This window comes from Corynebacterium aquilae DSM 44791, from assembly GCF_001941445.1.
GTDB classification, from domain to species: Bacteria; Actinomycetota; Actinomycetes; order Mycobacteriales; family Mycobacteriaceae; genus Corynebacterium; species Corynebacterium aquilae.
Genome location: NZ_CP009245.1, coordinates 26,735 through 52,866 on the forward strand (window position 1 = coordinate 26,735; position 26,132 = coordinate 52,866).

Here is a 26,132-nt window from a genome sequence, read left to right on the forward strand (position 1 = left end):
GGTGGGGGTATCGCAGACATGGTCTTTGTGCTGCTCCCAGGGGGCGATAATGCTGCTTCTTACCGCGTGTTGGAGGACCTGTATAGGAAAACAAAAAACCGGCCGTCATCGTGCAGACAGTGTCTGTGATGACGGCCGGTGAAGCGTTTTAGCTGTCGTGAGGGGTTTTTAAGCCCTGCAGCTACTCATTTAGCGCTTGTTGTTGTTACGACCACCGCGGTTGTTGTTGCGGTTGCGGTTGCGGTTGTTGTTTCCGCCACGGTTGTTGCCACCGCGGTTGTTTTGCTGGGCCTTCTGGTTGGCCTTGTCGGCAGCTTCCTTAGCCTTCTCAGCGGCCTTGTCAGCGGCGTCCTCGGCGTCGGCCTTGACCTCTTCAACCTTTTCGGCAGCCTTCTCGGCGGCGTCGGAGTTCTTGGCTTCCTCGACCTTGGCCTCAGCCTTGTCGGCGAGATCTTCAGCCTTGTCGGTGGCCTTGTCGGCAACCTCTTCGGCCTTCTCGGATACCTTGTCGGCGGCCTGCTGGGCCTGTGCCTTTACCTCGTCGACCTTCTCAGAGATGGCCTCGGCGGCGTCGGAAGCCTTGGCGTCCTCAACCTTGTCTTCGACGGCAGCTGCAACGTCGAGGGCGACGTCGGTGGCCTTCTCCTTAGCAGCGTCAGCTGCCTTGGAGGCGTGGGTGGCGGCAGCGGCAGCCTTGTCGGCGGCGGTGTCCTTGATGGTCTGCGCGGTTTCGGTGGCCTTGGAGGCGAAGTCCTCAACGCGCGGCGGCAGGTTCAGGTCCTCGTCCTTGCGGTTTTTGAGCACGTAAACGATGCCGGCAATGACGGAAACCAGCAGGCCGACCAGGGTCATGTTGCTGACCAGGGAACGACCTTGCTTGCGGCCGAGCTTCTTGTCGATCTTCTTCTGGGCCTTGGTAGCAGCCTTGGTGGCCTTCTTCTCAACCTTGGCGGCGCGACGCTTGGAGGCGCCTCGCAGCTGCTTGGTCTTCTTCTTGGCGTCCTTGCTGAGATCCTCAGCCTTGTCGGAGGCGTCGTTGAACAGCTCGAGGGAGCGTTCCTGGGCCTCGGCGAAACGCTCGCGGGCGACCTTGGAGATCTTGCCGACCTGATCGGTGACGTCCTTGGAGGTCTCGGAGGCAACCTTGCTGCCGTCGTCGAGCAGCTTCTGGGCACCAGCGTTGTAGCGATCAGCGGCATCGGCCAGCGCATCGTAGGCTTCGGCGGCCTTCTTCTCGCGGTAATCGTTAAAGGCCTTGTATGCCTTGGTGGCAGCCTTCATCGCCATTTTCAGTGTCGTGGGATTCATGAATCTCCTCAGGTGAAACGTCAGTGTGTTCAAACTTTTATCGTGCGCTTTTCGGCGCGCATCCGGTGCGAACGATGGCTAAAACATCGTCGAAAACAACACTGCCGTGTGCGTAAAACAGACGCTGTTTCCCACGGCTGCGACAACGTAGCTGTGGGAATGCTGTCTTCGGTGGCGGATTCACAGTGAACAACAGTCCACTTCCTGCGAAAGCACAGGGCGTGAGGGGCCGCCACGGCGCGTAACCGGTGTTTTATCTATTGTACGGGCATGTGTTTTCCCACGGCTACCCAGTCCGCGGGCTGCGACAAACGGGTGAAAGATCTGTCGGAAAAATTCTCGCTGAGAGCGAACATCTCCCACCCAGCTCCATCCTGATCGGGCAAGGCCCGGAGGACACCGCGCCATCGCTGCACGGCATATTTTTGTGCCGGGGCGAAAAGGCCATAACCACCGTGTGGTGAGCATGCCTGTGCCGACAATGTACAGTTCAGAGGCACTTTTTGCGCTGCTAGTTGTGGCGCAGATGGTACTCGATGTGCCGAAAAGACATGTTTGGTCGGTGGCGGTACAGCGACCGGATGAGGTGCCAGCAGGGGAGGAATCTGGTGGGTGCGCGGTGGGGGATTGCCGTGTTTTTCCCACCCGCTGGCTGTGTGTTGTGTATAGGATGGCCTGCATGACCATCAAGACCGCAACTGCGATTATGCACACCAACAAGGGCGATATCTCTATCGACCTGTTCGGTAACCACGCCCCCGAGACTGTCGCCAACTTTGTTGGTTTGGCTGACGGCTCCAAGGAGTACAACACCACCAACGCCAAGGGTGAGGCCACTGGCCCGTTCTACGACGGTGCGGTGTTCCACCGCGTCATCGATGGCTTCATGATCCAGGGTGGCGACCCGACCGGCACCGGTCGTGGCGGCCCCGGCTACATGTTCGCCGACGAGTTCCACCCGGAGCTCCGCTTCGATCGCCCCTTCCTGCTGGCCATGGCTAACGCCGGCCCGGGCACCAACGGCTCCCAGTTCTTCATCACTGTGGCTCCGACCCCGCACCTGAACAACCGCCACACCATCTTCGGTGAGGTCACCGACGAGGCATCCCAGAAGGTTGTTGCTGAGATCGCCGGCACCGCCACCGACCGCATGGACCGCCCGACCTCCCCGGTGGTTATCGAGTCCATCGAGATCGTTCAATAACACCACCTTTTTCTCCGCCCCGTGAGGTGTCATTCCACGGAAAGTGAGACAAATGCCCGTGCATGCAGCTGCGTGCACGGGCATTTTTATGCCCTTAACCGGGCCAGGAAAACTCTAAGACACGGCCCCGCCCGGGCGCGGTTGATGCGGATTGTGTGCAAGGCTAACTAGCTATGACAACAAAAGAAACCCTCAAACGCTACTACCACTACACCCCGGCAACGTTTTCGCTTGTGGCGTTTATGGTCGCACTGTATGTGATCACCGCCGTGGACGCGATGAGCCTGAACAACAACATGGATTCCTGGATTGGGGTGCATTGGGGAACCTACCCGCGGGTGATGGGCGAATTACCATTTGGCCCGTTGCGGGGGTTGGGTGGCATTGTGCTGCACTCCGGCATCACCCACCTGCTGTTTAACTGCTTCATGCTGTATCTGCTCGGCCAGGATCTGGAGCGCGCATTGAGCTCGCGGATGATGTACGAATTGTTCTTTGTCGGCGGGCTCGGGGCGAGCGCCTTCATCGTGTTTTTAGCGCCCGATGCGTTCACCGTCGGCGCCAGTGGTGCGATTTTCGCGCTGATGGTGGTGTTGCTGGCGCTGCGCTACCGGATGGGTGGCGACTATCGGGGCGTGTTGACCCTGATCGCCATCAATGTGGTGTGGACCTTTATTGGCAGCGGGGTGAGCATTTGGGGGCACCTGGGTGGTCTCGTGACCGGGGCGGTGCTGTCCTTGGTGCTTATGAAAGCGAAAAATGCGCGCGCCGCAGAGATCGGATTTCTTGGCGTGGGGGTAGTTGCCGTGGTGGCCATCGTGGTGGGCAGCATGGCGCAGACTGCACAGCTGGGGATAGCCGGCTGGGGATAAATTCCACAACCTGTGGCTTCATTTTTGCGCAGCCCCTGGGGATTTCACACACAGGTGTGTTATCCACAGGGGTTTTCCACATTGTGGATGGTTACATTTTTGTAATTTACCCTTTGTGTGTACGAAGGATTCGCCAGCACATCGAAAAACACCAGGTCGCAAGATTTTTTGTTCGAATCCAATCGAACATCAGACCTTTGTGTGGATTAGTGCACAGCTTTATCCACAGGCTGTGCATGAAGGCCCATGCACAATGCCATCCACAGCCTGTGGATAACTCTGTGAACAACCCAGTGCATGAAGTTGTCCACAGATTACCTGTGTGTAATTCGCCGTATCTGTGGATAACTTTTCTCAGCAGTCACACCAGTCACCTCCCCCACACGGGTGAGCCCGGGGACTGTGCACAACCACCCCACCATCACACCCACACACCCCACACCCCCTCACACACCCCACCCTCCCGCATCCCCACCAGCACCCCCACAAGCCCCGCAAAAGCCCGCAAAAAGCACAAAAACCCTTGTTAGCCTAGAAACCACCTGGCCCCTGCCATGGCCCCCGCCATGGTCCCCACAGAAAACCCCACAAACCACCGCCACCACACGCGCCCACCAACAAATCTTCCCCCGCGCCAAGGAGCAAACCCCATGAACGACACCGCCATCCGCCACCGCTGGGCCCTACTAGTGACCACACTGACCGCAGCCATCGCCCTACTGTCGATGACCTCCAGCGCAAGCAACAACCTCATCACACTGTCGTTCATCCTCGTCGGCGTCGGCGACCTGCTGATCATCTACCGCAACGCCAAAAACCCCAAAAACCCACCCACAGCGTTCTACGGCCTCACCGCCACCGCAGTGCTCGCCGTGCTGCTCGGCATACTCACCGACCTTGGCGACGCCACCCGGCTGCTCATCATCGGCTTCAGCTTCGTCGTCTTCTTCATCATCAGCTTCGTTTTGTGGGGATACGTCACCGACGCCGAGCGCGACACCCGCACCCCCTAACCACCACCCAACACCCCAGACCGCCACAACAGCGGCCACAACACCCCCACACAACAAAAACCTCCACCCGCCAAGCCCAAAGGCCTAGCAGCGGTGGAGGTTAGACGTTCTAGCGCTTAGCGCCAGCCCACAGTCATCAACAAACCAATGATGAACATGCCGAAACCAACAGCGTAGTTCCACGGCCCCAAACGAACCATCAGATCAATCTGCGGGCCGGCCAAGTAGTTCACGATCAGCCACAACAAACCGGCGATCATGAAGCCGAACATGATGATCTTGTACCACAGCGGAGTGCCGCCGGAGTTGATCTTCACCGGGGTACGGTTCGCCGAAGACCCGGCGACGACAGGAGTGGCGGAGACTTTTGCCTTAGGCATGGTGGTTAAAACCTCGTTTGGGTTGTGCACAACGCGCCCGGCAACAAAACCAAGCCACGCAAGTGCGCATATTCGAATCTGACAGCACCCGCTGGGCGGATACCTTAAACCTAGTTGCGCAGTAACTCTACCAGGTTTTCAACCACAAACAGCCCAGGCCACCCCACACTGCCCCAGACTGCCCCGCACAGTCACGCAAAGAGCATGCGGGGCAGCCAGGCCACAGCCTTGGGTGGCCGAAACGCCGCTAAAAAGGCTAACGCTCACCAAACAGCAGCGGGTCAAAAACATACACCCGAACTGTCACCGGATCAGTCTTCGTCAACGGCGAACCAGCCGGCGGATCCTGGGAGGCAATCTTGCCCTGATTGATCAACCCACCAGTCGGCTCTTCCTCCACGCGCAGATCATCATCAGCACCAACCCAGCCGGCAGCACGCAACGCCGCCAACGCCTTCGTCGTGGTCATACCCGCCAAATCGGGAGCAGTGACCTGGGAGCCCTTCGAGACCTCCACGCGGACATCAGAACCCTTCGGCAACTCCTGGCCCTCAGACTCAATGGAAATCACCGTGCCCTCCGGGGCATCGTTATCGACCATTTCCACCTTGGGAACAAAACCCAAAGAAGTCAGATTGCCCTCGGCGTTATCCCACTTCATGCCAGTGATCACCGGAACCCGGACCATATCCTTGCCCGTCGACACCGTGATCACCACCTTGGTGCCCTTACTGGCCTGCGTGCCCGGCGGCGGCGACTGCTCAATCACCTTGCCCTTCGGCACATCATCGCTGGCCTGCTCCTTAACGGTGCTATCCAACTCCAAACCAGCATCCTGCAGCGCCTTACGCGCCGCCTCCGTGGTCTTATCACGCACGTCAGGAACCTCAGTGACCTCCTTACCGGAAGACACCAACACAATGATCTGGCTGCCCTTCGGCAACTGGGAACCAGCAGCCGGCGACGTTGAAATCACCATGCCCTTGGCTACCTCAGGGTCAGCCTGCTCCTTCAACTCCACCGTCAAGCCCAAGCCCCGCAAGTTATCCTCCGCGGCCTGCGCCGAGAGCGTGGAGACATCCGGAACGGTGATATTGGCCTCCGTCGTCGACGACGACGATGCCGGCGAAGACGTCTTGTAATAGTCGTAGGCGAACAAGCCGCCGCCGGCCAACAACGCGATGCCGAAAATGCTGGCCAACCACACACCGACACCACTACCGCCGCGCTTTTCCAACAGTGGCTGCTGGCTGGCCGGCATCGCCTGCGGATAGCCCTGCTGCGGCGCGTACGCCGGCTGCTGCGGAGGCACCTGGGCCGGCCGCTGCTGCGGGGCGGGCTGATCCACCCGCGTAGCTGCCGTCGGCGGGCGATGCGCACCCACGGCCGGAACCACCGTCGTCGGCGCATCATCAGCACCATCACGCTTCGGCTGCGCCAAATGCACCTTCGCTGCCTGCGAGACCGCATTGCGGGAAATCCGGCCCAAATCCTCCCCAAACTGGGCCGCGGACTGATAACGATCCCCCACATGCTTCGCCATCGCCGTCAACGTCACCGCATCCACATTCACCGCAGCCTGCGGCGTGAGACCCGGAATAAACGACGACGGCGGGGTTGGCTCCTCATGCACATGCTGGAACGCCACCGCGAAAGGAGACTCCCCCTCAAACGGCGGGCGACCAGTAATCGCCTCATAAAAAACACAACCCAGCGCATACACATCCGAGGAAGGGCTCGCCGTGCGGCCGCGCGCCTGCTCCGGGGACAAATACTGCGCCGTACCAATCACCGCAGACGTCTGCGTCATCGCAGACGTATTGTCATCGACCGCCCGCGCAATACCGAAATCCATCACCTTCACACCACCGGTGTTGGTGATCATGATGTTTGCCGGCTTGATATCGCGGTGAATAATCCCCGCATCATGGGAAGTCTGCAACGCATCGCACACCGGAAGCAGCACCTTAGCCGCCTCGCTCGGCTTTAACGGACCATCCTCACGCACAATGTCACGCAACGTCCGCCCATGCACCCGCTCCATCACAATGTAGGGAACCATCACCCCGTGCAGTTCCACCTCACCGGTGTCATACACCTGCACAATGTTCGGGTGATTCAACCGGCCAGCATTCTGGCCCTCCCGGCGAAAACGCTCACGGAAACCCGTATCGCGCGCCAATTCCGCGCGCATCATCTTCACCGCAACACCACGGCCCAACAGCGTATCCGTTGCCGCATACACGTCGGCCATGCCGCCGGTACCAATAACCTCGCCCAGCTCATACCTGTCAGACAAGATCATTGCTGCTCACCTTCCTCAGCCCCGCCATTATCACTAGGGGTATCCTCCGTCGCCGACGGCGAGGCAGGAGCCTCCTGCTCCGGCTCAGGATCACTTGTTTCCTCCGGCACAGGCTCAGACTGCACCGGCTCCGGCTCGGGCTGCGGCTCCAACGTCTCCGTCACAGTCACAGTCTCCGGCTCACGCGTAACAGTATCCGCAGACGTCGTCTCCGAAGAACTCGACGGTGCAGCCGAACTCGACGACGACGTCGCAGTCGACGAAGGCTCCTCCTCCGCCGGCACCGACACCGTCTCCGTCGCCGTCACCACCGTCACCGGCTCCTGCGACGGCGCCGGCGGCTCATCGTGGTTTTTGCCAACCACCATGTAAATCGCGCCAGCCACACCGGCCAACACCAACAAACCAGCAGCCACCCACGCCGCCGTCTGCTTCACCGACACCCCATCATCAGCAACCGCTACTGCGGCCTCCGGGCCCCCTACTGCGGCGGCCGGTGCCGACTGCGACGCCCCCGCGGCAGCCACCGGGGTGCGCGCCGCAGCCTTCGTAACCCCCTGCGGGCGCGAAGAACGCGCCGGCAAAGACTGCGGCTGCGGCGGGCGCAAACCCATCTGCACCGCACGCACCGCCGCCACAAACTCCTCACCCGTGGCATAACGACGCGCCGGATCCTTGCGCAAACCAATACCAATGAGCTCGCGGGCATTATCCGAAACATCCGTGGTGATCTGCGGCGGCGGGGTATTAATGTGCGCAATCGCCACCGACACGGAAGAATCCCCAGTAAACGGGCGCACCCCCGCCAACATCTCATAGCCCACAACCGCCAAGGAATACACATCCGTGCTCGGCGTGACATCCAGGCCCTGAGCCTGCTCCGGGGACACATACTGCGCAGTACCCACCACCATGCCCGTTTTCGTCAACGGGGCCTGCGCGGCAGCTTTCGCGATACCAAAATCGGTCAGCTTCACCATCCCATCCTCAGTGATGAGGATGTTGCCCGGCTTCACATCACGATGCACCAGCCCCTGCTCGTGGATCGCCGTCAAGCCTTCGGCGGCCTGCTCCAAAATATCCAAAGCCCACGGCTCATCCAAGGCGCCATGCGCCTCTAAGATGTCCGCCAAAGACTTACCGAAGACGAACTCCATCACAATGAAGCACAAGGTGTGCCCATCGGGAGTCACAACCTCTTCGTAGTCGAAGGTTCGCACCACGTGCTCATTGACGATGTGCGATACGGCCTGCGCCTCATTGCGGAACCGCGACAAAAACTCACCGCTATCGGTGAACTCCTGTCCCAGCACCTTGATCGCCACCGGGCGATCCTCCACGCAGTCATGCGCCAACCACACGGTCGACATGCCGCCGTGGCCGGCGATGCGCTCTAAACGATAGCGGTCACCAATGACCCGCTGAACATGGTCACGATTATCAGTCATTGAAAACAGCTTCCCTTAGAAACACTCGCCAACAAAACAACTCCACCCCACCCTGCAGGAACACCCCGCACTTTCGCCAGCACGACGATCACCGCCTGTCCTGACTCAACGCGGCAGCAATCACCGCACGACCAATCGGGGCGGCAACGGAACCACCGGTAGCGGCCTGGCCCCGATCGCCACCATTTTTCACCACCACGGCAACCGCAACATCAGCATCTTCCGTGGGGCCAAAAGCGATATACCAGGCGTGCGGATTCGAATCGCGGGAATCCTCACCGTGCTCGGCCGTACCCGTCTTCGAGGCAATATCAGCGCCCGTCGAACCGGCCGTGTGCCGCTCCGAGGAACGCATCAACTCCGTCAACTGTGCGGCCACGTCCTCATCAATCGCCTGATTAAGCTCCTCCGGCTCAAACTGCTTCACCGTCGCCAAATCAGAAGAAGAAATCTTCGACACCAAATACGGCTTCATCCGCTTACCGTGATTAGCCACGGTTGCCGCCACCACGGCGTTTTCCAACACCGTCATCGCAACATCGCGCTGACCAATCGCCGACTGGCCCACACTGGCATCATCAGCCAGCTCGCCCACAGTGCCCGGCGTGAACGGCACACCCAGGTCGTACTTTTCAGTCACCCCGAAACGCTGCGCCATATCGCGCAGCTTCTCGGCACCCACATCGATGCCCATCTGCACGAACGCCGTATTACACGACAAGGTGAACGCGGTCAGCAAACTTGCGGTATCGCCGGGGCCACACCGCATGCCGGCATAGTTCTCCAGGGTGGTTTCGGTGCCCGGCAAGGTGATTTCCGGGGCGGCCGTCAGCTGCGAGCCCTGCCCATAGCCGGCCTCCAGGCCGGCCGCGGTCGTGATCACCTTGAAGGTCGAACCCGGGGGCAGCGTCTCCTGGGTTGCGTGATTGAGCAACGGCGCGCCCGGATCACTGGTCAGCTGCTTCCACGTCGACTCCGCCGTGTCATTATCGGCAATCTTCGACGGGTTAAACGACGGGGTGGAAGCCATCGCCAGGATCTCGCCGGTGGAGGGGCGGATAGCGACCACCGCGCCCTCATAGTTGCGGGACGCCAGCTCGTTGTACGCCACCTTCTGCACCTCAGGGTTGAGGGTGAGCTCCAGGTTGGCGCCCGGAGTTTTGGTGCGCAACAGCTGATCCTTGAAGGACTTTCCGCCCAGCTTCGGATCAGTGCCGTCGAGCACCGCGTTATAGCTTTGCTCCAGCCCGGCGGTGCCATAAATATCGGACACGTAGCCCTCGACGGGGCCGAAAGCGACCGGGTCGGTCACATACTTGCGCTCATACAGGCCTGCTGCGTCCTGGACGGATTCGGCCAACACCAGCCCGCCGGCCGAGATTTGGCCGCGGGGGGTTTGCTTCAACTCGATGGTTTGCCGCTTGTTAAAGGGGCTGTTGGCGTACTTGTCTTCGGTAAACGCCTGCACATAAGTCAGGTTGATCAACAGCGCCAACACCAGCAACAGTGCGAAGGTTGCGGTGTTGCGGATTGCTTTGTTCATGCTCATCGCTGGCTACCCTCCGTATCCATGGGCCGGGGCGGCTGCGTGACCATCACTGGCGATCGGCGGGGCGACCGGCAGCGGAGCTTTGGCGGGTTCCGGGGTGTGCGCCAACGCCATGTTGGTTTCCTTCACGTGGCCGCGCGCCTCGTCGCTGGTGCGCAGCAGCAAGCCCAGCAGGATGTAGTTTGCCATCAGGGCGGAACCGCCGGCGGACATGAACGGGGTGGTCAGGCCGGTCATCGGCAGCATCGCGGAGATACCGCCAACCACCACGAACACCTGGATCGCCATGGTCAGCGACAGGCCGCTGGCGACCAGCTTGCCGTAGGAATCGCGGTAGAGCAGCGCGGTGCGCATGCCACGGGTGATGAAGATGGCGTATAGCAGCATGATGGCCGCCAACCCCACCAGGCCGAGTTCCTCACCGACGGCGGCGAGAATGAAATCGGAGAACACGACCGGCACGAACTCGGGATGCCCCTGGCCTAGCCCGGTGCCGGTGACCCCGCCCCAGCTCATCCCGAACAGGGCCTGGGACAGCTGGAGGGTGGAGCCGCTGGGATCGGACAAGGGGTCGATGAAGCCGCCGACGCGGGTCTGGATTTTGCTGGAGATCTGGTACACCGCCACCCCGCCGACGGTGGCCAGCAGACCACCGATCAGCAGCCAGGAGGCGCGGCCGGTGGCCAGGTACAGCATGCCCAGCACGGTGCCGAACAACAGCAGTGCGGGGCCGAAGTCGTTTTCGCCGGCCATGATGACCAGGGCGATACCCCACACCGCGAGGATGGGGCCCAGGTCGCGGAGGCGGGGGAAGTCCAGCCCGGCGAAATGGTAGCCGGCGACGGTGAACAGTTCCCGCTTCTGGGTCAGCAGTTGCGCAAAGAACAGCAGCAGCAGAATTTTGGAGAACTCGCCCGGCTGCAAACTGATCGGGCCGATAGCGATCCACAGGTCGGCATCGGCATCCAGGTCGCCTTTGAGGGCCTTGGGCCAAAACATGGGCGATGCCAGCAGCACTAGCCCGAGCAGGCCTAAGACGTAGGAGAATTGGGACAGCACCTTGATGGAGGGCAACAGCACCACCACGGCGGCCATCATGACGACACCGACGAAGGTCCACATCACCTGGCGGGTCGCTAACCCCTCGTTGAGCCGGTAGATCACCACCAGGCCCAGCCCGTTGAGTAGTGCTGCGACGGGCAGCATGATTTGGTCGGCTTTCGGCGCGGAGAAGCACAGCACAACGTGGGCGAGAGCGAACACCACGACGAAGCCACCGATGACGGTGAACATGTCGCTGGTCAGCTCGTTTCCGCGGGAAAGCTCCAGGTTAGCTAGCGCGACTGCCGTGATGAGGGCAGCCACCAGCAGCAGCCCGAGCTCCGCGGGTCGGCCGAACAGCTTTTTCAGGAAAGTCATGAACGCACCTGCCGACAATTGACCCCCGGGGTGGCCATGTCACCATCGTCGACTGCGGTGGACGGTGCCGCAGCAGCCGAAGCCGAAGAGGTAGACGGCGCGGCCTGGGGCTGATTGGCCGCGGAGGAAGCAGCGGCGCTGGTGGGGGCGGCGGAACTGGACGCCGCGGCCGAAGCGTCGGCGGGCTCCCGGGTCACACACACCGGCAGGGCCTTGCCGGCCAGGGTGGTTAAGCGTTGCACCATCTCCGGCAGGGTTCCGCCGGGAATGGAATCCACGCTGCCGCGCGCCGCGGGCGGCAGGTCGCTGAGCTTAAAGGGGGAGCAGTCCGCCGGCAGGCTACCGGAGTCCTCCAGCTTGACGGTCTTGACCTCATCAGCCTCATTCAGGCAGGTTGCCAAGGCGGTGTGGTGCAGGCTGCGCCCAAAAATGGTGTAGTCGGAGCCTTGCTCGATGACGATATTGTCGTCGGAATCGGTGGCCAGGAAGTAGTGGTCCTCGGACTTTTTCACGCCGAAAAACAACCCGGCGCCCACCAGCCCAAGAATCACCACAACACTGATCGCGCCAATAAGGCCCTTGCGGGACTTCTTCGGCTCCCCACCAGTAGTGGTGGGCCGATCCCCGTCCGCCGTGGCGGACGGCACCACCGGCGCATCGTCGGCGGGCACCGTCTTCGGGGTGCGGGCCGCCATCATCGCTGCCCGCCCGGCGGCGGTATCGGGGCGCGGATCCTCCGGATCGCCCGCATTCAAAGCGCCCCCAGTCACCGGCACCGTGGGCACCTCAGCGGCCTTCTCGTCATCACCGGCAATCACATCGGCGACGACCACGGTCACGTTGTCCGGGCCACCCGAACGCAACGCAAGCTCAACTAGCCGGCGCGCAGCCTGCTCGGGGGTGCCCTCCAACAAAGTCGTTTCAATAGTCGAGGCAGTCACCGGGTCACTCAACCCGTCAGAGCACAACAACAAGCGGTCGCCGACCTGCGCGTCAACGCTGCGCAACGTCGGCTCCACGGGGCGACCCGTATACGCCTTCAAAATAAGACTGCGCTGCGGGTGAGTAGAAATATCCTCCGGATCCAGATCCCCCGCATCCACCAAGGACTGCACATACGTGTCATCGACGGTGATCTGCTCCAGCGCACCATCACGCAAACGATAACCGCGGGAATCGCCCACATGGCAGAGCCCAAACTGCTCGCCATCAAACATCAGGGCCGTCAGGGTAGTACCCATCCCATCCGTATCCGGGTGGGCGCGCACCTGCGCGGCAATAGCCCGGTTGCCCTCATCGGCCACCATGCCAAGCACCGCCAGCATGTCCATATCCTCAGCCGCGACATCCAGACGACGCATGTGGCTGATCATGATCTGGGAAGCCACCTCACCGGCGGCGTGCCCACCCATGCCATCAGCCAGCGCAAGCAGATGAGGGCCGGCGTAGGCGGAATCCTCATTATTGCCACGCACCAAACCACGGTCCGAGGCAACGGCATAATTCAACAGCATGGTCACGGCTTCAACCTCACAGTCGTACGCCCAATCTTGATGTCAGTGCCGGGTTCAACAACCTCCGCCTGATCAATACGGTAACCATCAACAAAGGTTCCGTTACGGGAGTCCAAATCCTCCACCAACCAGTCGTTACCGCGCCTAAACAGGCGAGCATGCCGGGCCGAGGCGTAATCATCACCCAACGGGAAAGAACACTTCTGACTGCGCCCCAACGTCACCTCAGTAGAGGAAGAAATATCGAGATAAGAACCCGCAAGAGGGCCATCCATCACCACCACCTGGGTAGCCGGGCCACGCGAGCGCTTCGAAGAAGCCTTCGCGGACTTCGCGGAAGACCCCGCGCCGACAACCCCACCGGAAACATCACGAACACTCGCGGCGGCCTGCGTGTCTTTTCTCAAGGAGCGCAACGCCAACAGCACAAACACCCACAACAGCACTAAAAGGCCGATGCGGAATGACAAAAGCACCATGTGGTCGACTCCTGGTTCTCGAAAAGGTTCACTGCACAACGCGTAAACAACAGTGAATGGACAGGTCAATGTCTCAAGGCTAGTTGCCAGCAGAGACAAATGGGGCTAACTCCACGGCCGGATGAACAAAATAGTGTTCACTTCCGCCTCACAAGCCACAACCTTGACCCTTGAGCGCCAAGCGACAGCTGACTTATGTCCTATAACGCCACAACGCCAGCCATTCGTTCCCGCGCACTTTCCAGCCCCACGGTAGTCGACACCAAAGACAGCACGTGCGCTACAGGGGGTAGCCACCCCACAACAACGGCGCACCACCACCCACCCAACCGGTGAGCGAAAGCGCGCCGCACACTCCTACCTACAAGAGGCCACAATCACCACGGGCTACTCGCCGGTAATACGAACCTCAATAAAAGAGTGACCCAAAGTGATCACATCACCGTCCGCAAGCAACCAATTCTCAATCGGCTCCTCATTAACCGTCGTGCCATTAGTGGACTGCAAATCCACCAACACAGCATCCTGGCCATCCCAGGTGACCTCCGCATGACGACGAGACACACCCGTATCCGGCAAACGCAGATCAACATCGCTACCGCGACCAATAATGTTCGACCCCTCATGCACCAAATACGTGCGCGAAGAACCATCCTGCAACATCAACGTCACCGTCGGCCCCGGCCGATAATCCGGCGGCAATTGCTGAGGCGCCTGCGTCTGCGCATCGAAAAGATCAGTGGGTGCCTGAGCGGACGAGGTGTCCGCGTAGTCGCTAACGATAGCTTCCTCCTGGGCTGGAATGTTGGAAACCGCAACCGGCGCCGCAGATTCTGCAACATCCCGGTCGGGCGCAACCTCAGGCTGCGCCACCGGCGGTAACCACCCGGGCGCGCCGGGCTGGGGTTCAAAGGCGGCCTGGCAGTGCAACTGCCCGGTCCGCACCGACTCATCGCGTTCCACCACGACACTCAGCGGACCTTGTGCGGTGTAGCTCTGGTTGCGGTAGTAGCGGGTGAGGCGGTCGGAAAAATCGGTCGGCAAAGCCGGCGTGGACTGGGAGAGATTGTCGAAATCCTGGGGGCTGACGCGAACCTTGAAAAGGTTGGGGGCTTCCACCTGGCCTTCATAGGTGCGCACGAGCTCATCCTCGGCGGTGTCCTTGAGGAGCTGCTCAAGTTCCGCGGGGATCACGCGCCCACCGAATACGGCGGCGAATCCGTTATCCAAACCTCGTTGCAGCGTGCTGTCGAGCTTGGCGATTTTGCCAATCAGTGACATGACTGCACCGACCTTTCTTGTCTTCACCATCACGACACGCGCGCGCTCTGGCGCGCATGTCCCTCGGGTGTTGTTGCGAAAGCACCGCGACCATAACCCCAACGATGAGGGCATATGGTGGCCCACCTGTGGCGAATGCGCGACGGGGGTGAGCCGCCACGCGTCTGCTGTGGGGTGGGTGTGCTGCGATGCTGGGAACAAACTTGGTGCAAGTATAGGTGGCTGGGGCCAGTTCTTTCACAGTGTTTTGGCAGCAAACGATGCGTGAACCATGATTTATTTTTGGGTCCTTTTCCCTGGTGAACTGGTATTTCCTTCAAGTGTTAAGGGGGTGTTAAAAATCTTTTCGCACGCGGTCGTTGGGGCATTTTCCATGACTTTTGCGCCATGGTTGGGCGGCGATTGCGGTGCTTGTGGCTTGAAGTGCTGAATTTTTTGGCCCAGCAACTGGTGTGCGGCGGGGGAGGGAAAGCGCAGCTTAAGGCCTAGATTTGACGCTAAGCCGTGGTGGCGTGCTAAAGTTGTCCAAGTCCACAAGGACGCCACGGGCGAGTGGCGGAATGGCAGACGCGCTGGCTTCAGGTGCCAGTGTCCTTCGGGACGTGGGGGTTCAAGTCCCCCTTCGCCCACAAAATTGATGTAGCGCGACATTGTTCTTACAGTGTCGCGCTACATCTTTTTTATGCCCAGCGCTCGATGGCGGTGGGCTTTATTTTTTGGGGTGTTTTGGGGCTTTGCCTGTGGGGGTGGGAGTTTGGCCTGGCGGTCTGAGGGGGTGTCGGTAAAGGTAATTTTTGTCTTTTTTAAGCGGAAAGTCGTTTTGGGCTGCAAATCCGGTACACGACGTCCGATGTTTCGGCTAGGGTGCCAAAGGTAAGGACGTTTCCTATGGGTGTGTTTTACCCTTGGGATGTTCGTGATTGTGTGCCCGCGTGTGTTCTCGCGGGCCTTGATCGTCTTATGAACTGTTATCTTCGACCAAACTATTTCCCCGTAGGCCAACGCGCATGAATTCCACTAGCATTCGGCACCGTTTGTGGCGTTTGACGCCGCATGTCGCTGTGCTGTGCTTGGTGGCGGTGGCGTCGGTGCTGACCGGCTACTGGGAGTTTTTGGCCGGCTGGCAGTTTGCGCTGCGGCAAACCTTGGTGGTGTATCTGCTGGGTCTTGCGGTGGTGGTGCCAATCCGTATTGCGTTTCCTCCGCCGGGGGTGCGGTGGCGGGTGACTCAGTGGTTGTCTTTGGCGACGATGTGGCCGGCCTGGTGGTATTTCTGGGTGTCGAATTTTGAGTTCGCCACGGAGTATTCCTTTGTGGTGCGGTTCATTTTGGGCGTGTCGGTGGCGGTCGCTGTGGATGCGTCGGCGTCGGCGTGGATGGCGGGCCGTGATTTTTTGGCGCTGGCTGGTGTGGCGCATACGGCGGCGCTGTTTTGCTTGGTGACGGTGGCGAATTTTTATTTTGATCAGTTGACTGCGCCGACGTTGTCGTTGTTGGCGTGGTGGTGGTCGGGTTTGGCTTTGTGGGCGGTGGCTGTGTTGGTGGCTACGGGGTGCGCGTTGGCGTTTGATGGTTTTGATGGGTGGCGCCCGAGTCCTTTGTTGATGATGGGTATTGGGGTGTTGATGTGTGTGGTGGGCATGGTGTTGGGGCCGGCTGATTTTTATACGGCGCAGTGTGCGTGGAGTTCGCCGCACCCGTTTACGGTGTTGGGGGCGAGTGAGTTTGCGGGTGGTATGGCGGTGATTTTGGGTGCGGTGTGTGGCCGTTTTGCGGTGTATTTCCGCCCGGAGTTGGTGGTGGAGGAGGTGTCGTTCCTCCGCTAGGTGGCCAAGGGGGTGGGGGTGGTTTTTGGTGTTGGGTAGCAAAGAAGCGGTGTGCCTTTTCCCTTAGTGGGGGAGGGGCACACCGCTTGGTGGTCGCGTGTGGGGGTTTAGCCGACGGCGGAGAGGATGCGGCCTTTGTTTTCGGCGAGTTTCATCTCCCAGGTGGGCCAGGCGTGGATGCCGGGGCCGGTTTGGTGTTCGACGCCGATGCCGCGGCCGCGGACTTTGGCGACGAATAGGGCGGTGGAGGCGTTGATGGCGACTTCGCCGGTGGTGGCGACGATGGCGCCGAATCCGGCGGGCAGGTGGTGGCCGGCGGGCGGGAGCCCGGAGCCGGAGAACACGATGACGTCGGTGTTGCGGAGTCCTTCGGCGGAGGCGACGGGGTCGCTGCGGTACATGTTGTCCATGAAGGCGCTGGGGGAGGAGCCCCACATTTCGGTGATTTGGCCGCCGCCGACGTTGGTGGCGAGGGCAAATCCGGTGGCCATGGATACGTGGGTTAGGGCTGCGGGGTCGAGGAACCCGGAGAACGCGAGGACTTGTTTGAATTGGTCGGGGTGGTGGCCGGCGAGGTTGATGGCGCCGACTGCGCCCATGGAGATGCCGACGATGGAGTTGCGGTGGCGGCTGACGCCGAAGTTGCGTTCCAGGTAGACGGGGAGTTCGCCGGTGAGGAAGGTGTCCCATTTGGCGATTTGGTTGGCGGGGAAGAATTCGCCGGAGTTGTTAAATAGGGGGTGTCCGGGGTGTTCCCAGTCGGCGTAGAATTCGCCTTCGCCGCCGTGCGGCATGATGAGGGTGACGTTGGAGTCTTCGAACAGGGCGGGGGCGGGGGTGTTGGCCCACTGGTTTTCGTTGGGGGTGGAGCCGATGCCGCCGAGCATGTAAAGACCGCCGTTGCCGCCGTTGCGGGCGGGTTGGATGCTGACGTCGACGTTGCGTCCCATGGCGGGGGAGTAGACGGGGCAGATTTGGACCCCGTGGCCACGCGGTGACCACCAGCAGCCTTGGCGCAGCCAGCCGCGGTTGTCGGCGTGGGCGGCGGGTGCGAGACCGAGGATCAGCACCAGCGCGCTGAGCAGCGCGGTGAGCACGAAAAGGAGGTTTCGGCCGGTGGTGGGGGCTGGTGCGGCGGAAGACATTCTGTGTCCGCTGTGACTGGTGTGACGCGACATGTTTTCTATCCAATCACACTTTTGCCAGCCAGTCGACATGGAATTGCCAGGTGAGACGCTTTCAACACCCCCACCCCGCGCACCCCACGGCAACTAGCCTTTGACCTCCTCGTAGCGCGCCAGCGCTACCGTGCGTTCTTCGGCGTGGTCGACCATGGGCCGCGGGTAGGCGGCCGGCAGGTTGCGCAGGGCGTGGATGTCTGCGGCGGGGGTGTGGGAAAGTTCTGGAACCCAGCGTTTGATGTAGGTGGCGTCCGGGTCGAATTTTTTGCCCTGGGTCATGGGGTTGAAGATGCGGAAGTAGGGGGAGGCGTCGGTGCCGGTGCCGGCGCACCATTGCCAGGAGTGCTGGTTGATGGCGGGGTCGTAGTCGACCAGGAGGTTTTTGAAATGTTGCGCCCCGACCTGCCACGGCAGGTGCAGGTCCTTGGTCAAAAAGCTGGCCACCAGCATGCGCACCCGGTTGTGCATCCAGCCGGTTTCTTTAAGCTGCCGCATGCCGGCGTCGACGATGGGAAAGCCCGTCATGCCTTGCTTCCAGACCTCTAAATCATCGCCGGGGGTGTTCCACCTAAAGGCAGCAAACCGGGGATTGACGTCTTCGCGGGTGGTCTCGGGCCGGTGGTAGACGAAATCGGCGTAAAACTCCCGAAACGCCAGCTCCCGGGCGAAGGCGGTGCGATCCTCGGCGCTGGCCACAGCATCCGGGGTGTCGGCCAGGCTGGCCAGCAAGCTGCGCGGGTGCAGGGCCCCGATGGCCAGGTAGGCGCTGATGCGGCTGGTGCCGTCGATGGCGGGGATATCCCGGTTGTCCTTGTAGCCCTCGAGGCGCTCGGTGCGGAAGCTTTCCCAGTGCCGCCACGCGGAACAATCCTGCGGCCTGCTGCTTGGCGCATCTGCCCCGCAGGCCGACCAGGCGTTATAAAACGGGGTGAAGACCTTATAGTTTTCCCCCTTGCCGGTCAGCAACGTTCCCGGCGGTACCGCGTAGGCGGTACCGATGGCCGTCAAGGTGATCCCGTCGGCGGCCAGCGTTTGCGCGACGACCTTGTCGCGGGCCAGGCCCCGCGGGGTGAAATCGGCGGACACCGTGATGGTGTCAGCGCCCTTGGCGCGGGCGAAATCGCGCAAAATCTTAGCGGTGGTGGCCCAGCGGTCGGCGACCTCGTCCTCGGTGGGGGCGTCAACCACTGTGAGATCCAGCTGGCCGCGCAGCTCCTTCACGGTCTGATCTAATAGGGCGCGCCGGGCGGGGCTGGCGTGGGTGGGGTGGATGTAGATGGCGGTCCGCCCAGCGCGGGAGATCTCCAGTGCCGGGTGGTCGAAGGCGCGCAGGTCGTTGCGCAGCCAGGTGACCGTGGTGTCCGGGGTGCAGGTGGATGCGGTGTCGCTGGGTGAAGTCATGGTGCCCATCATTCCATCACCACAGACCCAAAAGGTAATACCAAAAGGTTGTTGGGTAGCCCACACGAGCGCAGCGCAACCATCTCCCGGAATCCTGGCAACCACACCAGCCACGCGTTGTACTGTTGGCGTTATTGGAGACTCATCGCAACAGCGCGCCGCATCCATGCGCGCGCACTGCAGCGATCGTCCACACCCCACACCACCACACACCCGTTGGGAGCACCCGTTGACGTACACAGTCATTGGCGCCGGCATCGTCGGACTCGTCACCGCCTTCGAACTCGCCGATAAAGGCCACCGCGTCCGCGTCATCGACCCCCACCCTATCAGTGGTGCCAGTTTCCATGCCGCCGGAATGCTCGCGCCGACGGCCGAGATGGTCTACCAACAAGATGCCCTATTCGGGCTCATGGACGACTCCGCCGCCCGCTACCCGGACCTGCTCCAGCGCGTCTCAGCCCACACCGAGCTGCCTACCGCGCACCGCACCGAAGGCACCCTCATCATCGCGGGCGATCCCGCCGACCGCCGCCACCTCATGCAGCTGGCCGCCTACCAGGAAAAACACGGCCACCCCGTCGAACGCTTAAGCATCGACGCCGCCCGCGATCTCGAATCGGCGCTTAGCCCCACCATCTGCGGCGCCCTGCGCATCGCCGGCGACCACCAGATCGACCCCCGGGTGTTCTGCACCGCGCTCATCGACGCGCTGACCACCATGGGCATCCCCTTTGAGCAGCGCACCGCCACCCGCGAGGATCTCGGACCCACCACCATCGTGTGCGCCGGACTAGGTGCCCGCGACTTCTTCCCCCGGCTGCCGCTGCGCCCCGTCTACGGCGACATCATGCGACTCAAAAGCCCCACAGGCTTCGGCGAGCAACCACTGCTTAACCACGTCGTGCGCGGCTACATCACCGGCCGCCCCGTCTACATCGTCCCCCGCGCCGACGGCACCATCGTGGTCGGCGCCACCTCCCGGGAAGATCAACGCCCCGAACCTCAAGCCGGTGGCGTCCTCGACCTTTTGCGCGATGCCGCGCAGATGGTGCCGATGATCCGCGACTGCGACATCGTGGAAACCACCTGCGGCGCCCGCCCCGGCACCCCCGACGACCTGCCACTGATCGGCCGCGACGAGGACACTGGTGCGATCATCTCCACCGGATACTTCCGCCACGGCATCCTGCTGGCCGCCTGGGGCGGCGCACTCACCGCAGCGTTCGCCCTCGGGGAAGAAGACCGGATTGCCACCCCAGACGTGCTGGCCACAATCCACCCCGACCGCAACCAACAGGCTTCCGGCTCCAACGACCGGCTCGACATCCAGCCCTAACCGAGCCCGCGCTGCACAGGCGGCTGGCACACACTGTGGGCAGTCGCCGAAAGTGATCCAGGAGCTAGCGCTGCTGACGCTCCAACAACGCCTTCACCTCGCGCACGTCCCGGCGCACATCACCCAACGCCTTAATGACGTACACCACCATGGCAATCACGGCGACAAACACGGCGACAACAGGCAGCATCGCCACCAACTCGCCGAAAGACATATTCGAAAACATCACGCACTCCTAACAGAAATGTCCGACGGAACTAGCTACCTCAGGGGCCTTCGCACGCCGCAACACTTCTCGAGCTGCCGGCGGGCACACCCCAAGCGGCCACGATATTCAACAGCATAAGTGCACTGTGCGTACCCCGTGGCCGTTTTAAGGCGTGAATCCAGCGGCTAGAAAAACTGGCCCACCAGCGCCAACGCGGCCGCCAACACCCCGATCAACACGGCCGCAGCCACCACACCCCGCACATAACGCGGCCGCCCACCCGGATTCCGGGCCGCCAACCCATAAATCCCAAACACCGCAACCAGCGACAACGACAACCCCAGATTCAAAACCAACCCCACCTCGTCTCGGAAAGAATTCAGCACAAAAAACAGCACCCCCATGCCCACGCCGAAACGAATCGTCGCATCCGGATCCGCAGTCTGCTTCAGGCTCGCGCGCAGCTGCTCCCGCCACGACACCGGCTCACGATGACCAGCCATCACTACACCTTTCCTGTAACTCGTCTTTCCACACCCCAGTACCTGAAGCGACACCACCCGCCACGCACAAGGCTGCGCGAGGAAGATATTCGCCATTGATTTCCAACCACTAGTCACCGGGATTTTCACTAGTGTGAAAAGAGCATAAAACACCGGCGCACACCGCCACACGAAAACGCGCACCCGCTTTTCCCACCACAGCTGCCCAAAGGAACCGTAGATGACGACCCCCACCATCACCGTCACACTGCACGGCGAGACCACCACCCTCCCCGCCTGCACCGTCGCTGACATCGTCGCCCGAGTCACCGGAACCGACAACCCCCAAGGTGTCGCCATCGCCGTCAACAACCACGTCGTCGTCCGCTCAACATGGGATCAACCCCTCGCCGACGGCGACACCATCGAAGTGCTCACCGCCGTCCAAGGCGGCTAAAACCCACCCCACAGCACACAGCACACAGCACACAGCACGTTCCACACCCCTTCTTTCGCATCCCACCCCACGAAAAGCACCCAACGCCATGGCACACCACGACACCTTCCACCTGGCAGGCCGCACCCTGACCTCACGACTCCTGCTCGGCACCGGCGGCATGAGCAGCGTCGACTCCATGGAACAAGCCTTGCGCGCCTGTGAAGCGCAGGTCGCCACCGTCGCTATGCGCCGCTACACCACCGGCGCGCCGGGCGGCAAAGACCTCTACGCCATGCTGCGCGACCTAGGCGTCCACATCCTGCCCAACACCGCCGGCTGCCACACCGCCCGCGACGCCGTGCTCACCGCTCAGATGGCCGCCGAGGCCTTACAAACCGACTGGGTGAAACTCGAAATCATCGCCGACGACGACACCCTGCTGCCCGACACCACAGAGCTGCTCAAAGCCTGTGATGAGCTGTCCGCCACCGGCATGAACGTGCTGGCCTACACCAACGATGACCCCATCGTCGCCCGCCGCCTGATCAGCGCCGGCGCCGTCGCCGTCATGCCCGGCGCCTCCCCCATCGGCACCGGACTGGGCATCCTCAACCCCCACAACATCGAACTGATTGTCGCCGAATCCGCCCGCCACCACATTCCCGTCATCGTCGATGCCGGCATCGGCACCGCCTCCGACGCCGCCCACGCCATGGAACTGGGCGTCGACGGGGTCCTGCTGGCCAGCGCTGTCACTCGCGCCGAAGATCCCGTCGCCATGGCCCACGCCATGAAACACGCCATCATCGCCGGACACTACGCCCACCACGCCGGCCGCATCCCCACCCGCACCCACGCCCAAGCCTCCTCACCCATGGAGGGGCGCGCCTGGAAAGACCAGGTCCTATGACGGAAACCCCCAACCACCTCGCCGGAACACCCTGGCCACAACCAGAACCCGACACCTTAAGCGAGCGCGAACTCGCCCGCACCGCCCGCCAACGCAACCTCCCCGGGTTCGACGACCACGCCCAGCGCAAACTCGCCCACGCCAACATCCTCATCGTTGGTGCCGGCGGGCTGGGCTGCCCCGCCGCCACCGCCCTCGTCGCCGCAGGTGTTGGGCGGATCACCTTGTGCGACCACGACACCGTCTCCCTATCAAACCTGCACCGCCAAACCCTCTACCGCGAAAGCGACATCGGCACCCCCAAAGCCAAAGCCGCCGCCCGCGCCCTGGCAGGACTTGGCCCCACCGCCATCACCTGCGGACCCCGGCTGGACGCCAGCAACGCCACCGAACTGCTCTACACCCACGACGTCGTCATCGACGCCACCGACAACTTCGCCACCCGCTACCTGATAGCGGATGCCGCCGAAATCACCCACACCCCCCTCGTGTGGGCCGCCATCCTCCAGTACCAAGCACAACTGGCCGTGTTCAGCCCCGGCCACGCCCACCTGCGCGACATCTACCCCGAACCACCCAGCCCCGGCCAAGTCCCCAGTTGCGCCGAAGCCGGAGTCCTCGGCGCCGCCACCGGTGTAGTTGGAAACATGATGGCCATGGAAGCCATCAAACTCATCACCGGCATCGCAGAACCACTGAACAACACCCTGCTGATCTACAACGCCCTCGACAACTCCACCCGCACCCTTGCCGTCGCCGCGGACGACAACCGCCAGCCCGCCACCGACCTGGCAGCCCACCACACCCACGACACCATCACCGCGGACGAGCTCTACACCCACGCCCACGACCACCCCAAACAACCACTCATCCTGCTTGACGTGCGCACCCCGGAGGAACGCGCCACCGGCAGCCTGCTCGACCAACCAGCCTTCGCGGCACTGGCCACCACCGCCGCCCGCCGGGCAAACAGCACCACCCCCATCCGGGAGGTGCACTGCCCCCTCGATGAGCTATTGCACACCGGCGCCCAGGACCTAGCCGGCATCGTCGGCGTCGAAACCCCCCGCGGTGACACAGCAGCCTGCCCGGCAGGCCAGCAGCCGCTGCTGGTGCTGTACTGCGCAAGCGGGGTGCGCAGCACCCAAGCACTGACCGCACTAACCGAACAAACCGAAGCACTGGGCATCTCTGCCCGCAGCCTTGTCGGCGGAATCGGCGGCTAAAAAACTAGTAGTCAACTAGTAGTCGCGGTAGGCGCGGCCACGCCACAGCGCAAGCGCCCGGGATGCCTCCGTGTGAGGATCATCCGCGTTCATCAAACACCGCACCATCGCCACCCCAGCAATACCAGTGGCCGAAAGATCAGCCACGTCCTCGACGGTGACATCACCAATGGCAACGATCGGCAAACTGGTGGCCGCCACCAGCGGCGGATAACCATCCACCCACAACGGCTGCCGGCCGGAATCCTTCGTGGGTGTGGGGCGGAAAGGCCCGGCGCCGATATAGTCCAGCACCCCAGGATTATCCGTATGAAAAGCCTGCGCCTGCTGCACCAATTCCAGGGTGCCGGTGGTTAGCCCAATAATCGCATCCGGGCCCAACATTTGCCGGGCAACACTCGGCGGCAAATCATCCTGACCCAAGTGCACCCCATCTGCGCCGGCCGCAAGGGCCACATCCGCCCGATCATCAACCACCACAGCAGTCGCCGGGTTCGCCTCCCGCACCGCCGCCAACACATCCTTAGTCAACGCCAGCAGCTCGCGGGTGGTGATGTCCTTGGCGCGCACCTGCACCACCCCGGCACCCGCCGCAGCAACCTGGGCGGCGACATCCACAGTGTGCTGATCGTGGCCACTGGTGACCAGGTACAGGCGGTAGTTGGCTTTCGCGCGGGAAACAGGTGCGGTATCAGACATGGTGCCAGTCTAAAGGGAAGCACACCCGCCTGTACGGCGTATGAGGACCACGACCCGAACCGGCTGCGCCTAGTGAACAAACGGCACCTTCGCCATGATCCGCAAGGCAACCGTGGCGATCTTCGGGTGCCAGGTCAACCACCCAATCGGCAAAACCCGCTGGGTGGCGACCGTGCGGGGCTCGGTGAACTTCAGCAAGCCCTGCTCCCCGTGGCGACGCCCCATCCCCGAGGCCTTCATCCCGCCCATCGTGCCACCAAGAGACGCCCAGCCTGCCGCATATCCCTCGTTGACGTTGACGGTGCCGGCCTGCAGCCGGCTCGCAATCTCCTCGCCCCGCCGCGGGGATGCCCACACACTGGCATTGAGCCCATAGTTCGTATCGTTAGCCCACTCGATGGCCTCCTCCACACAACCAGCCGCGCACACATACGCCACCGGGCCGAACACCTCCTCCCGGTACAGCCGCGCGGACTCATCCACCCCCGTCAACACCGTCGGCGCCACCAGCCGGCCCTCAACCGTGCCACCGGTGACCACCGTCGCGCCACGGTCCACCGCATCATCAATGAACTCCTTCACCCGGTCGGCATGCTCTCGGGAAATCTGGATTCCCACATCACCGCGCGCCGCAATCGCCTCAGCAAACAAGGCACAAAACTGCTCCAACCGGCCCGGATGCTCAGCATCCTCGACCACCACAATGCGCTCCACCGCCACACACAGCTGACCCGCGTTACTAAAGCAAGCATCCACCGCACCACGCGCAGCACGCACCAGCGACGCACTGGTGTCCACAATCATCGGATTCTTGCCACCCAGCTCCCCTGAGAAACCAATCAGGCGCTCACCGGCCTGGCTGGCCAACAACCGGCCCGTGGCCGTCGACCCCGTAAACATCAAAAAATCACACTGCGCCGCCACCTGCTGGCCCACCGTCTCACCCGGACCACACACCAGCTGGAACAACTCCGGATCCACCCCAGCATCCACCAGAATCCTCACCGCCAACCGCGCCGTCTCCTCCACCTGGGTATCCGGCTTCAACACCACCGCATTACCCGCCACCAGCGCCGGCAAAGCATCAGAGACCACCAACGACAACGGATAATTCCACGGCGAAATGATTCCCACCACGCCCACCGGCACATAATCCACCCGCGCCCGCGTCAACACCGGCAACGCACCCGCGACCCTCCTACCCGCCAACACCTTACGCCCCCGCCGCCCATAAAACTCGGCCGTCGTCGCCACATCCATCACCTCAGCGAAAGCATCCGCCCGCGTCTTGCCAGTCTCGCGACAAATCACCTCCACCAACTCATCGCGATGATCCAACACCGCAGCCCCCACCCCACGCACCACCCGAGCCCGCTGCTGCACACTCAACCCCGCCCACCGCCGCTGCGCAGCCCGCGCCGAAGAAAACGCCTCCGACACCTGCGACAAACAAGCAGCGCCAGACACATCCGAACAATCCACAGGTGAATCAGTCATACCCCCATCATGACACCAGCCCACCTGGAAACCCCCAGACACCACCGCACACCACCCGCACACATCCCCACACCACCGAAAAACCACCAAAACCCCCAGCGCACCAACAATAGGTGCCACCCCAGCACCCCCTGGCACCACTAGGGTGGCAA

General features: G+C 62.1%; 23 protein-coding genes and 1 tRNA gene. 9 read left to right on the plus strand and 15 right to left on the minus strand.

Translation table 11 applies throughout. From position 1 onward, the window contains the following. Positions 1–189 precede the first annotated feature (189 nt). Positions 190–1,308 carry a hypothetical protein gene (locus tag CAQU_RS00105; protein WP_075724163.1) on the minus strand — a complete coding sequence of 373 codons (1,119 nt, stop codon included), beginning with the start codon at positions 1,306–1,308 and terminating at the stop codon, positions 190–192. Positions 1,309–1,987: 679 nt separating this feature from the next. Between CAQU_RS00105 and CAQU_RS00110 the strand changes: the two genes are divergently transcribed. The 3 genes from CAQU_RS00110 to CAQU_RS00120 all read left to right on the plus strand — a co-directional run bounded on the left by CAQU_RS00110 (position 1,988) and on the right by CAQU_RS00120 (position 4,397). Then, positions 1,988–2,512 carry a peptidylprolyl isomerase gene (locus CAQU_RS00110; RefSeq protein WP_075724165.1) on the plus strand — a complete coding sequence of 175 codons (525 nt, stop codon included), beginning with the start codon at positions 1,988–1,990 and terminating at the stop codon, positions 2,510–2,512. A gap of 173 nt (positions 2,513–2,685) precedes the next feature. Then, positions 2,686–3,384, plus strand: coding sequence for a rhomboid family intramembrane serine protease (locus CAQU_RS00115; protein WP_075724167.1), 699 nt, complete (start codon positions 2,686–2,688; stop codon positions 3,382–3,384). A 650-nt stretch (positions 3,385–4,034) separates the two neighbouring features. Next, complete coding sequence (locus CAQU_RS00120; protein ID WP_075724169.1) at positions 4,035–4,397, plus strand: hypothetical protein; 363 nt, start codon at positions 4,035–4,037, stop codon at positions 4,395–4,397. Between the two features lie 116 nt (positions 4,398–4,513). Here the strand turns inward: CAQU_RS00120 and crgA are convergent, their stop codons facing one another. From crgA to CAQU_RS00160, 8 genes are all read right to left on the minus strand, one after another. Continuing rightward, positions 4,514–4,777 carry a cell division protein CrgA gene (gene crgA / locus CAQU_RS00125; RefSeq protein WP_075724171.1) on the minus strand — a complete coding sequence of 88 codons (264 nt, stop codon included), beginning with the start codon at positions 4,775–4,777 and terminating at the stop codon, positions 4,514–4,516. 256 nt (positions 4,778–5,033) lie between these two features. Beyond that, positions 5,034–7,082, minus strand: coding sequence for a Stk1 family PASTA domain-containing Ser/Thr kinase (pknB, locus tag CAQU_RS00130; RefSeq protein ID WP_075724173.1), 2,049 nt, complete (start codon positions 7,080–7,082; stop codon positions 5,034–5,036). Next, a complete protein-coding gene (locus tag CAQU_RS00135; protein ID WP_075724175.1) occupies positions 7,079–8,530 on the minus strand; it encodes a serine/threonine-protein kinase in 1,452 nt (483 codons plus the stop codon). Before CAQU_RS00135 ends, pknB begins: the two co-directional genes overlap by 4 nt. Before the next feature lie 88 nt (positions 8,531–8,618). Further along, positions 8,619–10,073 (minus strand): penicillin-binding transpeptidase domain-containing protein, encoded by a 1,455-nt coding sequence (locus CAQU_RS00140; protein WP_075728172.1) that lies wholly within the window; start codon positions 10,071–10,073, stop codon positions 8,619–8,621. 12 nt (positions 10,074–10,085) lie between these two features. Then, positions 10,086–11,498, minus strand: coding sequence for an FtsW/RodA/SpoVE family cell cycle protein (locus tag CAQU_RS00145; RefSeq protein WP_075724177.1), 1,413 nt, complete (start codon positions 11,496–11,498; stop codon positions 10,086–10,088). Next, entirely contained in the window at positions 11,495–13,012 is a 1,518-nt protein-coding gene (locus CAQU_RS00150; RefSeq protein ID WP_075728174.1) for a PP2C family protein-serine/threonine phosphatase, read from the minus strand. Before CAQU_RS00150 ends, CAQU_RS00145 begins: the two co-directional genes overlap by 4 nt. 2 nt (positions 13,013–13,014) lie before the next feature. Further along, positions 13,015–13,491, minus strand: coding sequence for an FHA domain-containing protein FhaB/FipA (locus CAQU_RS00155; RefSeq protein ID WP_075724179.1), 477 nt, complete (start codon positions 13,489–13,491; stop codon positions 13,015–13,017). A 387-nt stretch (positions 13,492–13,878) separates the two neighbouring features. Next, positions 13,879–14,772, minus strand: coding sequence for an FHA domain-containing protein (locus CAQU_RS00160; protein WP_075724181.1), 894 nt, complete (start codon positions 14,770–14,772; stop codon positions 13,879–13,881). Between the two features lie 546 nt (positions 14,773–15,318). On the opposite strand from CAQU_RS00160, the gene CAQU_RS00165 reads away from it, so the two are divergent. Then, a tRNA-Leu gene (locus CAQU_RS00165) sits at positions 15,319–15,401 on the plus strand. A 378-nt stretch (positions 15,402–15,779) separates the two neighbouring features. Continuing rightward, complete coding sequence (locus CAQU_RS00170) at positions 15,780–16,598, plus strand: hypothetical protein (RefSeq protein ID WP_075724183.1); 819 nt, start codon at positions 15,780–15,782, stop codon at positions 16,596–16,598. A gap of 107 nt (positions 16,599–16,705) precedes the next feature. Here CAQU_RS00170 and CAQU_RS00175 read toward each other — a convergent pair whose 3' ends face one another. Together CAQU_RS00175 and CAQU_RS00180 are read right to left on the minus strand one after the other, a co-directional pair. Beyond that, on the minus strand, positions 16,706–17,776 hold the full coding sequence (locus CAQU_RS00175) for an alpha/beta hydrolase (RefSeq protein ID WP_169836008.1): 1,071 nt from the start codon (positions 17,774–17,776) through the stop codon (positions 16,706–16,708). 93 nt (positions 17,777–17,869) lie between these two features. Continuing rightward, positions 17,870–19,180 carry a cryptochrome/photolyase family protein gene (locus CAQU_RS00180; RefSeq protein WP_075728176.1) on the minus strand — a complete coding sequence of 437 codons (1,311 nt, stop codon included), beginning with the start codon at positions 19,178–19,180 and terminating at the stop codon, positions 17,870–17,872. A gap of 229 nt (positions 19,181–19,409) precedes the next feature. Between CAQU_RS00180 and thiO the strand changes: the two genes are divergently transcribed. Beyond that, complete coding sequence (gene thiO / locus CAQU_RS00185) at positions 19,410–20,519, plus strand: glycine oxidase ThiO (protein ID WP_075724187.1); 1,110 nt, start codon at positions 19,410–19,412, stop codon at positions 20,517–20,519. Between the two features lie 64 nt (positions 20,520–20,583). Here thiO and CAQU_RS12515 read toward each other — a convergent pair whose 3' ends face one another. Continuing rightward, positions 20,584–20,745 carry a hypothetical protein gene (locus CAQU_RS12515; protein WP_169836009.1) on the minus strand — a complete coding sequence of 54 codons (162 nt, stop codon included), beginning with the start codon at positions 20,743–20,745 and terminating at the stop codon, positions 20,584–20,586. A 167-nt stretch (positions 20,746–20,912) separates the two neighbouring features. Beyond that, complete coding sequence (locus tag CAQU_RS12520; protein ID WP_157108826.1) at positions 20,913–21,230, minus strand: hypothetical protein; 318 nt, start codon at positions 21,228–21,230, stop codon at positions 20,913–20,915. Between the two features lie 220 nt (positions 21,231–21,450). Between CAQU_RS12520 and thiS the strand changes: the two genes are divergently transcribed. From thiS to CAQU_RS00205, 3 genes are all read left to right on the plus strand, one after another. Then, positions 21,451–21,666: a sulfur carrier protein ThiS gene (gene thiS, locus CAQU_RS00195; protein WP_075724191.1), complete on the plus strand. Its 216-nt coding sequence runs from the start codon at positions 21,451–21,453 to the stop codon at positions 21,664–21,666. Positions 21,667–21,754: 88 nt separating this feature from the next. Further along, the gene (locus CAQU_RS00200) at positions 21,755–22,558 is read left to right on the plus strand and encodes a thiazole synthase (RefSeq protein WP_075724193.1); all 804 of its coding nucleotides are present in this window, start codon (positions 21,755–21,757) and stop codon (positions 22,556–22,558) included. Next, a complete protein-coding gene (locus CAQU_RS00205; protein ID WP_075724195.1) occupies positions 22,555–23,784 on the plus strand; it encodes a HesA/MoeB/ThiF family protein in 1,230 nt (409 codons plus the stop codon). The genes CAQU_RS00200 and CAQU_RS00205 overlap by 4 nt, the downstream gene beginning before the upstream one ends. A 15-nt stretch (positions 23,785–23,799) precedes the next feature. Here CAQU_RS00205 and CAQU_RS00210 read toward each other — a convergent pair whose 3' ends face one another. Both CAQU_RS00210 and CAQU_RS00215 read right to left on the minus strand, forming a co-directional pair. Further along, positions 23,800–24,483 carry a thiamine phosphate synthase gene (locus tag CAQU_RS00210; RefSeq protein WP_075724197.1) on the minus strand — a complete coding sequence of 228 codons (684 nt, stop codon included), beginning with the start codon at positions 24,481–24,483 and terminating at the stop codon, positions 23,800–23,802. 69 nt (positions 24,484–24,552) lie between these two features. After that, a complete protein-coding gene (locus CAQU_RS00215) occupies positions 24,553–25,980 on the minus strand; it encodes a succinic semialdehyde dehydrogenase (protein ID WP_169836010.1) in 1,428 nt (475 codons plus the stop codon). Between the last annotated feature and the right edge of the window lie 152 nt (positions 25,981–26,132).

Excerpts from the sequence above, each read along its gene's own strand:
- CAQU_RS00105 (WP_075724163.1), bottom strand. The coding sequence starts at position 1,308 with ATGAATCCCACGACACTGAAAATGGCGATGAAGGCTGCCACCAAGGCA.
- CAQU_RS00110 (WP_075724165.1), top strand. The coding sequence starts at position 1,988 with ATGACCATCAAGACCGCAACTGCGATTATGCACACCAACAAGGGCGAT.
- CAQU_RS00115 (WP_075724167.1), top strand. The coding sequence starts at position 2,686 with ATGACAACAAAAGAAACCCTCAAACGCTACTACCACTACACCCCGGCA.
- CAQU_RS00120 (WP_075724169.1), top strand. The coding sequence starts at position 4,035 with ATGAACGACACCGCCATCCGCCACCGCTGGGCCCTACTAGTGACCACA.
- crgA (WP_075724171.1), bottom strand. The coding sequence starts at position 4,777 with ATGCCTAAGGCAAAAGTCTCCGCCACTCCTGTCGTCGCCGGGTCTTCG.
- pknB (WP_075724173.1), bottom strand. The coding sequence starts at position 7,082 with ATGATCTTGTCTGACAGGTATGAGCTGGGCGAGGTTATTGGTACCGGC.
- CAQU_RS00135 (WP_075724175.1), bottom strand. The coding sequence starts at position 8,530 with ATGACTGATAATCGTGACCATGTTCAGCGGGTCATTGGTGACCGCTAT.
- CAQU_RS00140 (WP_075728172.1), bottom strand. The coding sequence starts at position 10,073 with ATGAACAAAGCAATCCGCAACACCGCAACCTTCGCACTGTTGCTGGTG.
- CAQU_RS00145 (WP_075724177.1), bottom strand. The coding sequence starts at position 11,498 with ATGACTTTCCTGAAAAAGCTGTTCGGCCGACCCGCGGAGCTCGGGCTG.
- CAQU_RS00150 (WP_075728174.1), bottom strand. The coding sequence starts at position 13,012 with ATGCTGTTGAATTATGCCGTTGCCTCGGACCGTGGTTTGGTGCGTGGC.
- CAQU_RS00155 (WP_075724179.1), bottom strand. The coding sequence starts at position 13,491 with ATGGTGCTTTTGTCATTCCGCATCGGCCTTTTAGTGCTGTTGTGGGTG.
- CAQU_RS00160 (WP_075724181.1), bottom strand. The coding sequence starts at position 14,772 with ATGTCACTGATTGGCAAAATCGCCAAGCTCGACAGCACGCTGCAACGA.
- CAQU_RS00170 (WP_075724183.1), top strand. The coding sequence starts at position 15,780 with ATGAATTCCACTAGCATTCGGCACCGTTTGTGGCGTTTGACGCCGCAT.
- CAQU_RS00175 (WP_169836008.1), bottom strand. The coding sequence starts at position 17,776 with ATGTCGCGTCACACCAGTCACAGCGGACACAGAATGTCTTCCGCCGCA.
- CAQU_RS00180 (WP_075728176.1), bottom strand. The coding sequence starts at position 19,180 with ATGACTTCACCCAGCGACACCGCATCCACCTGCACCCCGGACACCACG.
- CAQU_RS12515 (WP_169836009.1), bottom strand. The coding sequence starts at position 20,745 with ATGTTTTCGAATATGTCTTTCGGCGAGTTGGTGGCGATGCTGCCTGTT.
- CAQU_RS12520 (WP_157108826.1), bottom strand. The coding sequence starts at position 21,230 with ATGGCTGGTCATCGTGAGCCGGTGTCGTGGCGGGAGCAGCTGCGCGCG.
- thiS (WP_075724191.1), top strand. The coding sequence starts at position 21,451 with ATGACGACCCCCACCATCACCGTCACACTGCACGGCGAGACCACCACC.
- CAQU_RS00200 (WP_075724193.1), top strand. The coding sequence starts at position 21,755 with ATGGCACACCACGACACCTTCCACCTGGCAGGCCGCACCCTGACCTCA.
- CAQU_RS00205 (WP_075724195.1), top strand. The coding sequence starts at position 22,555 with ATGACGGAAACCCCCAACCACCTCGCCGGAACACCCTGGCCACAACCA.
- CAQU_RS00210 (WP_075724197.1), bottom strand. The coding sequence starts at position 24,483 with ATGTCTGATACCGCACCTGTTTCCCGCGCGAAAGCCAACTACCGCCTG.
- CAQU_RS00215 (WP_169836010.1), bottom strand. The coding sequence starts at position 25,980 with ATGACTGATTCACCTGTGGATTGTTCGGATGTGTCTGGCGCTGCTTGT.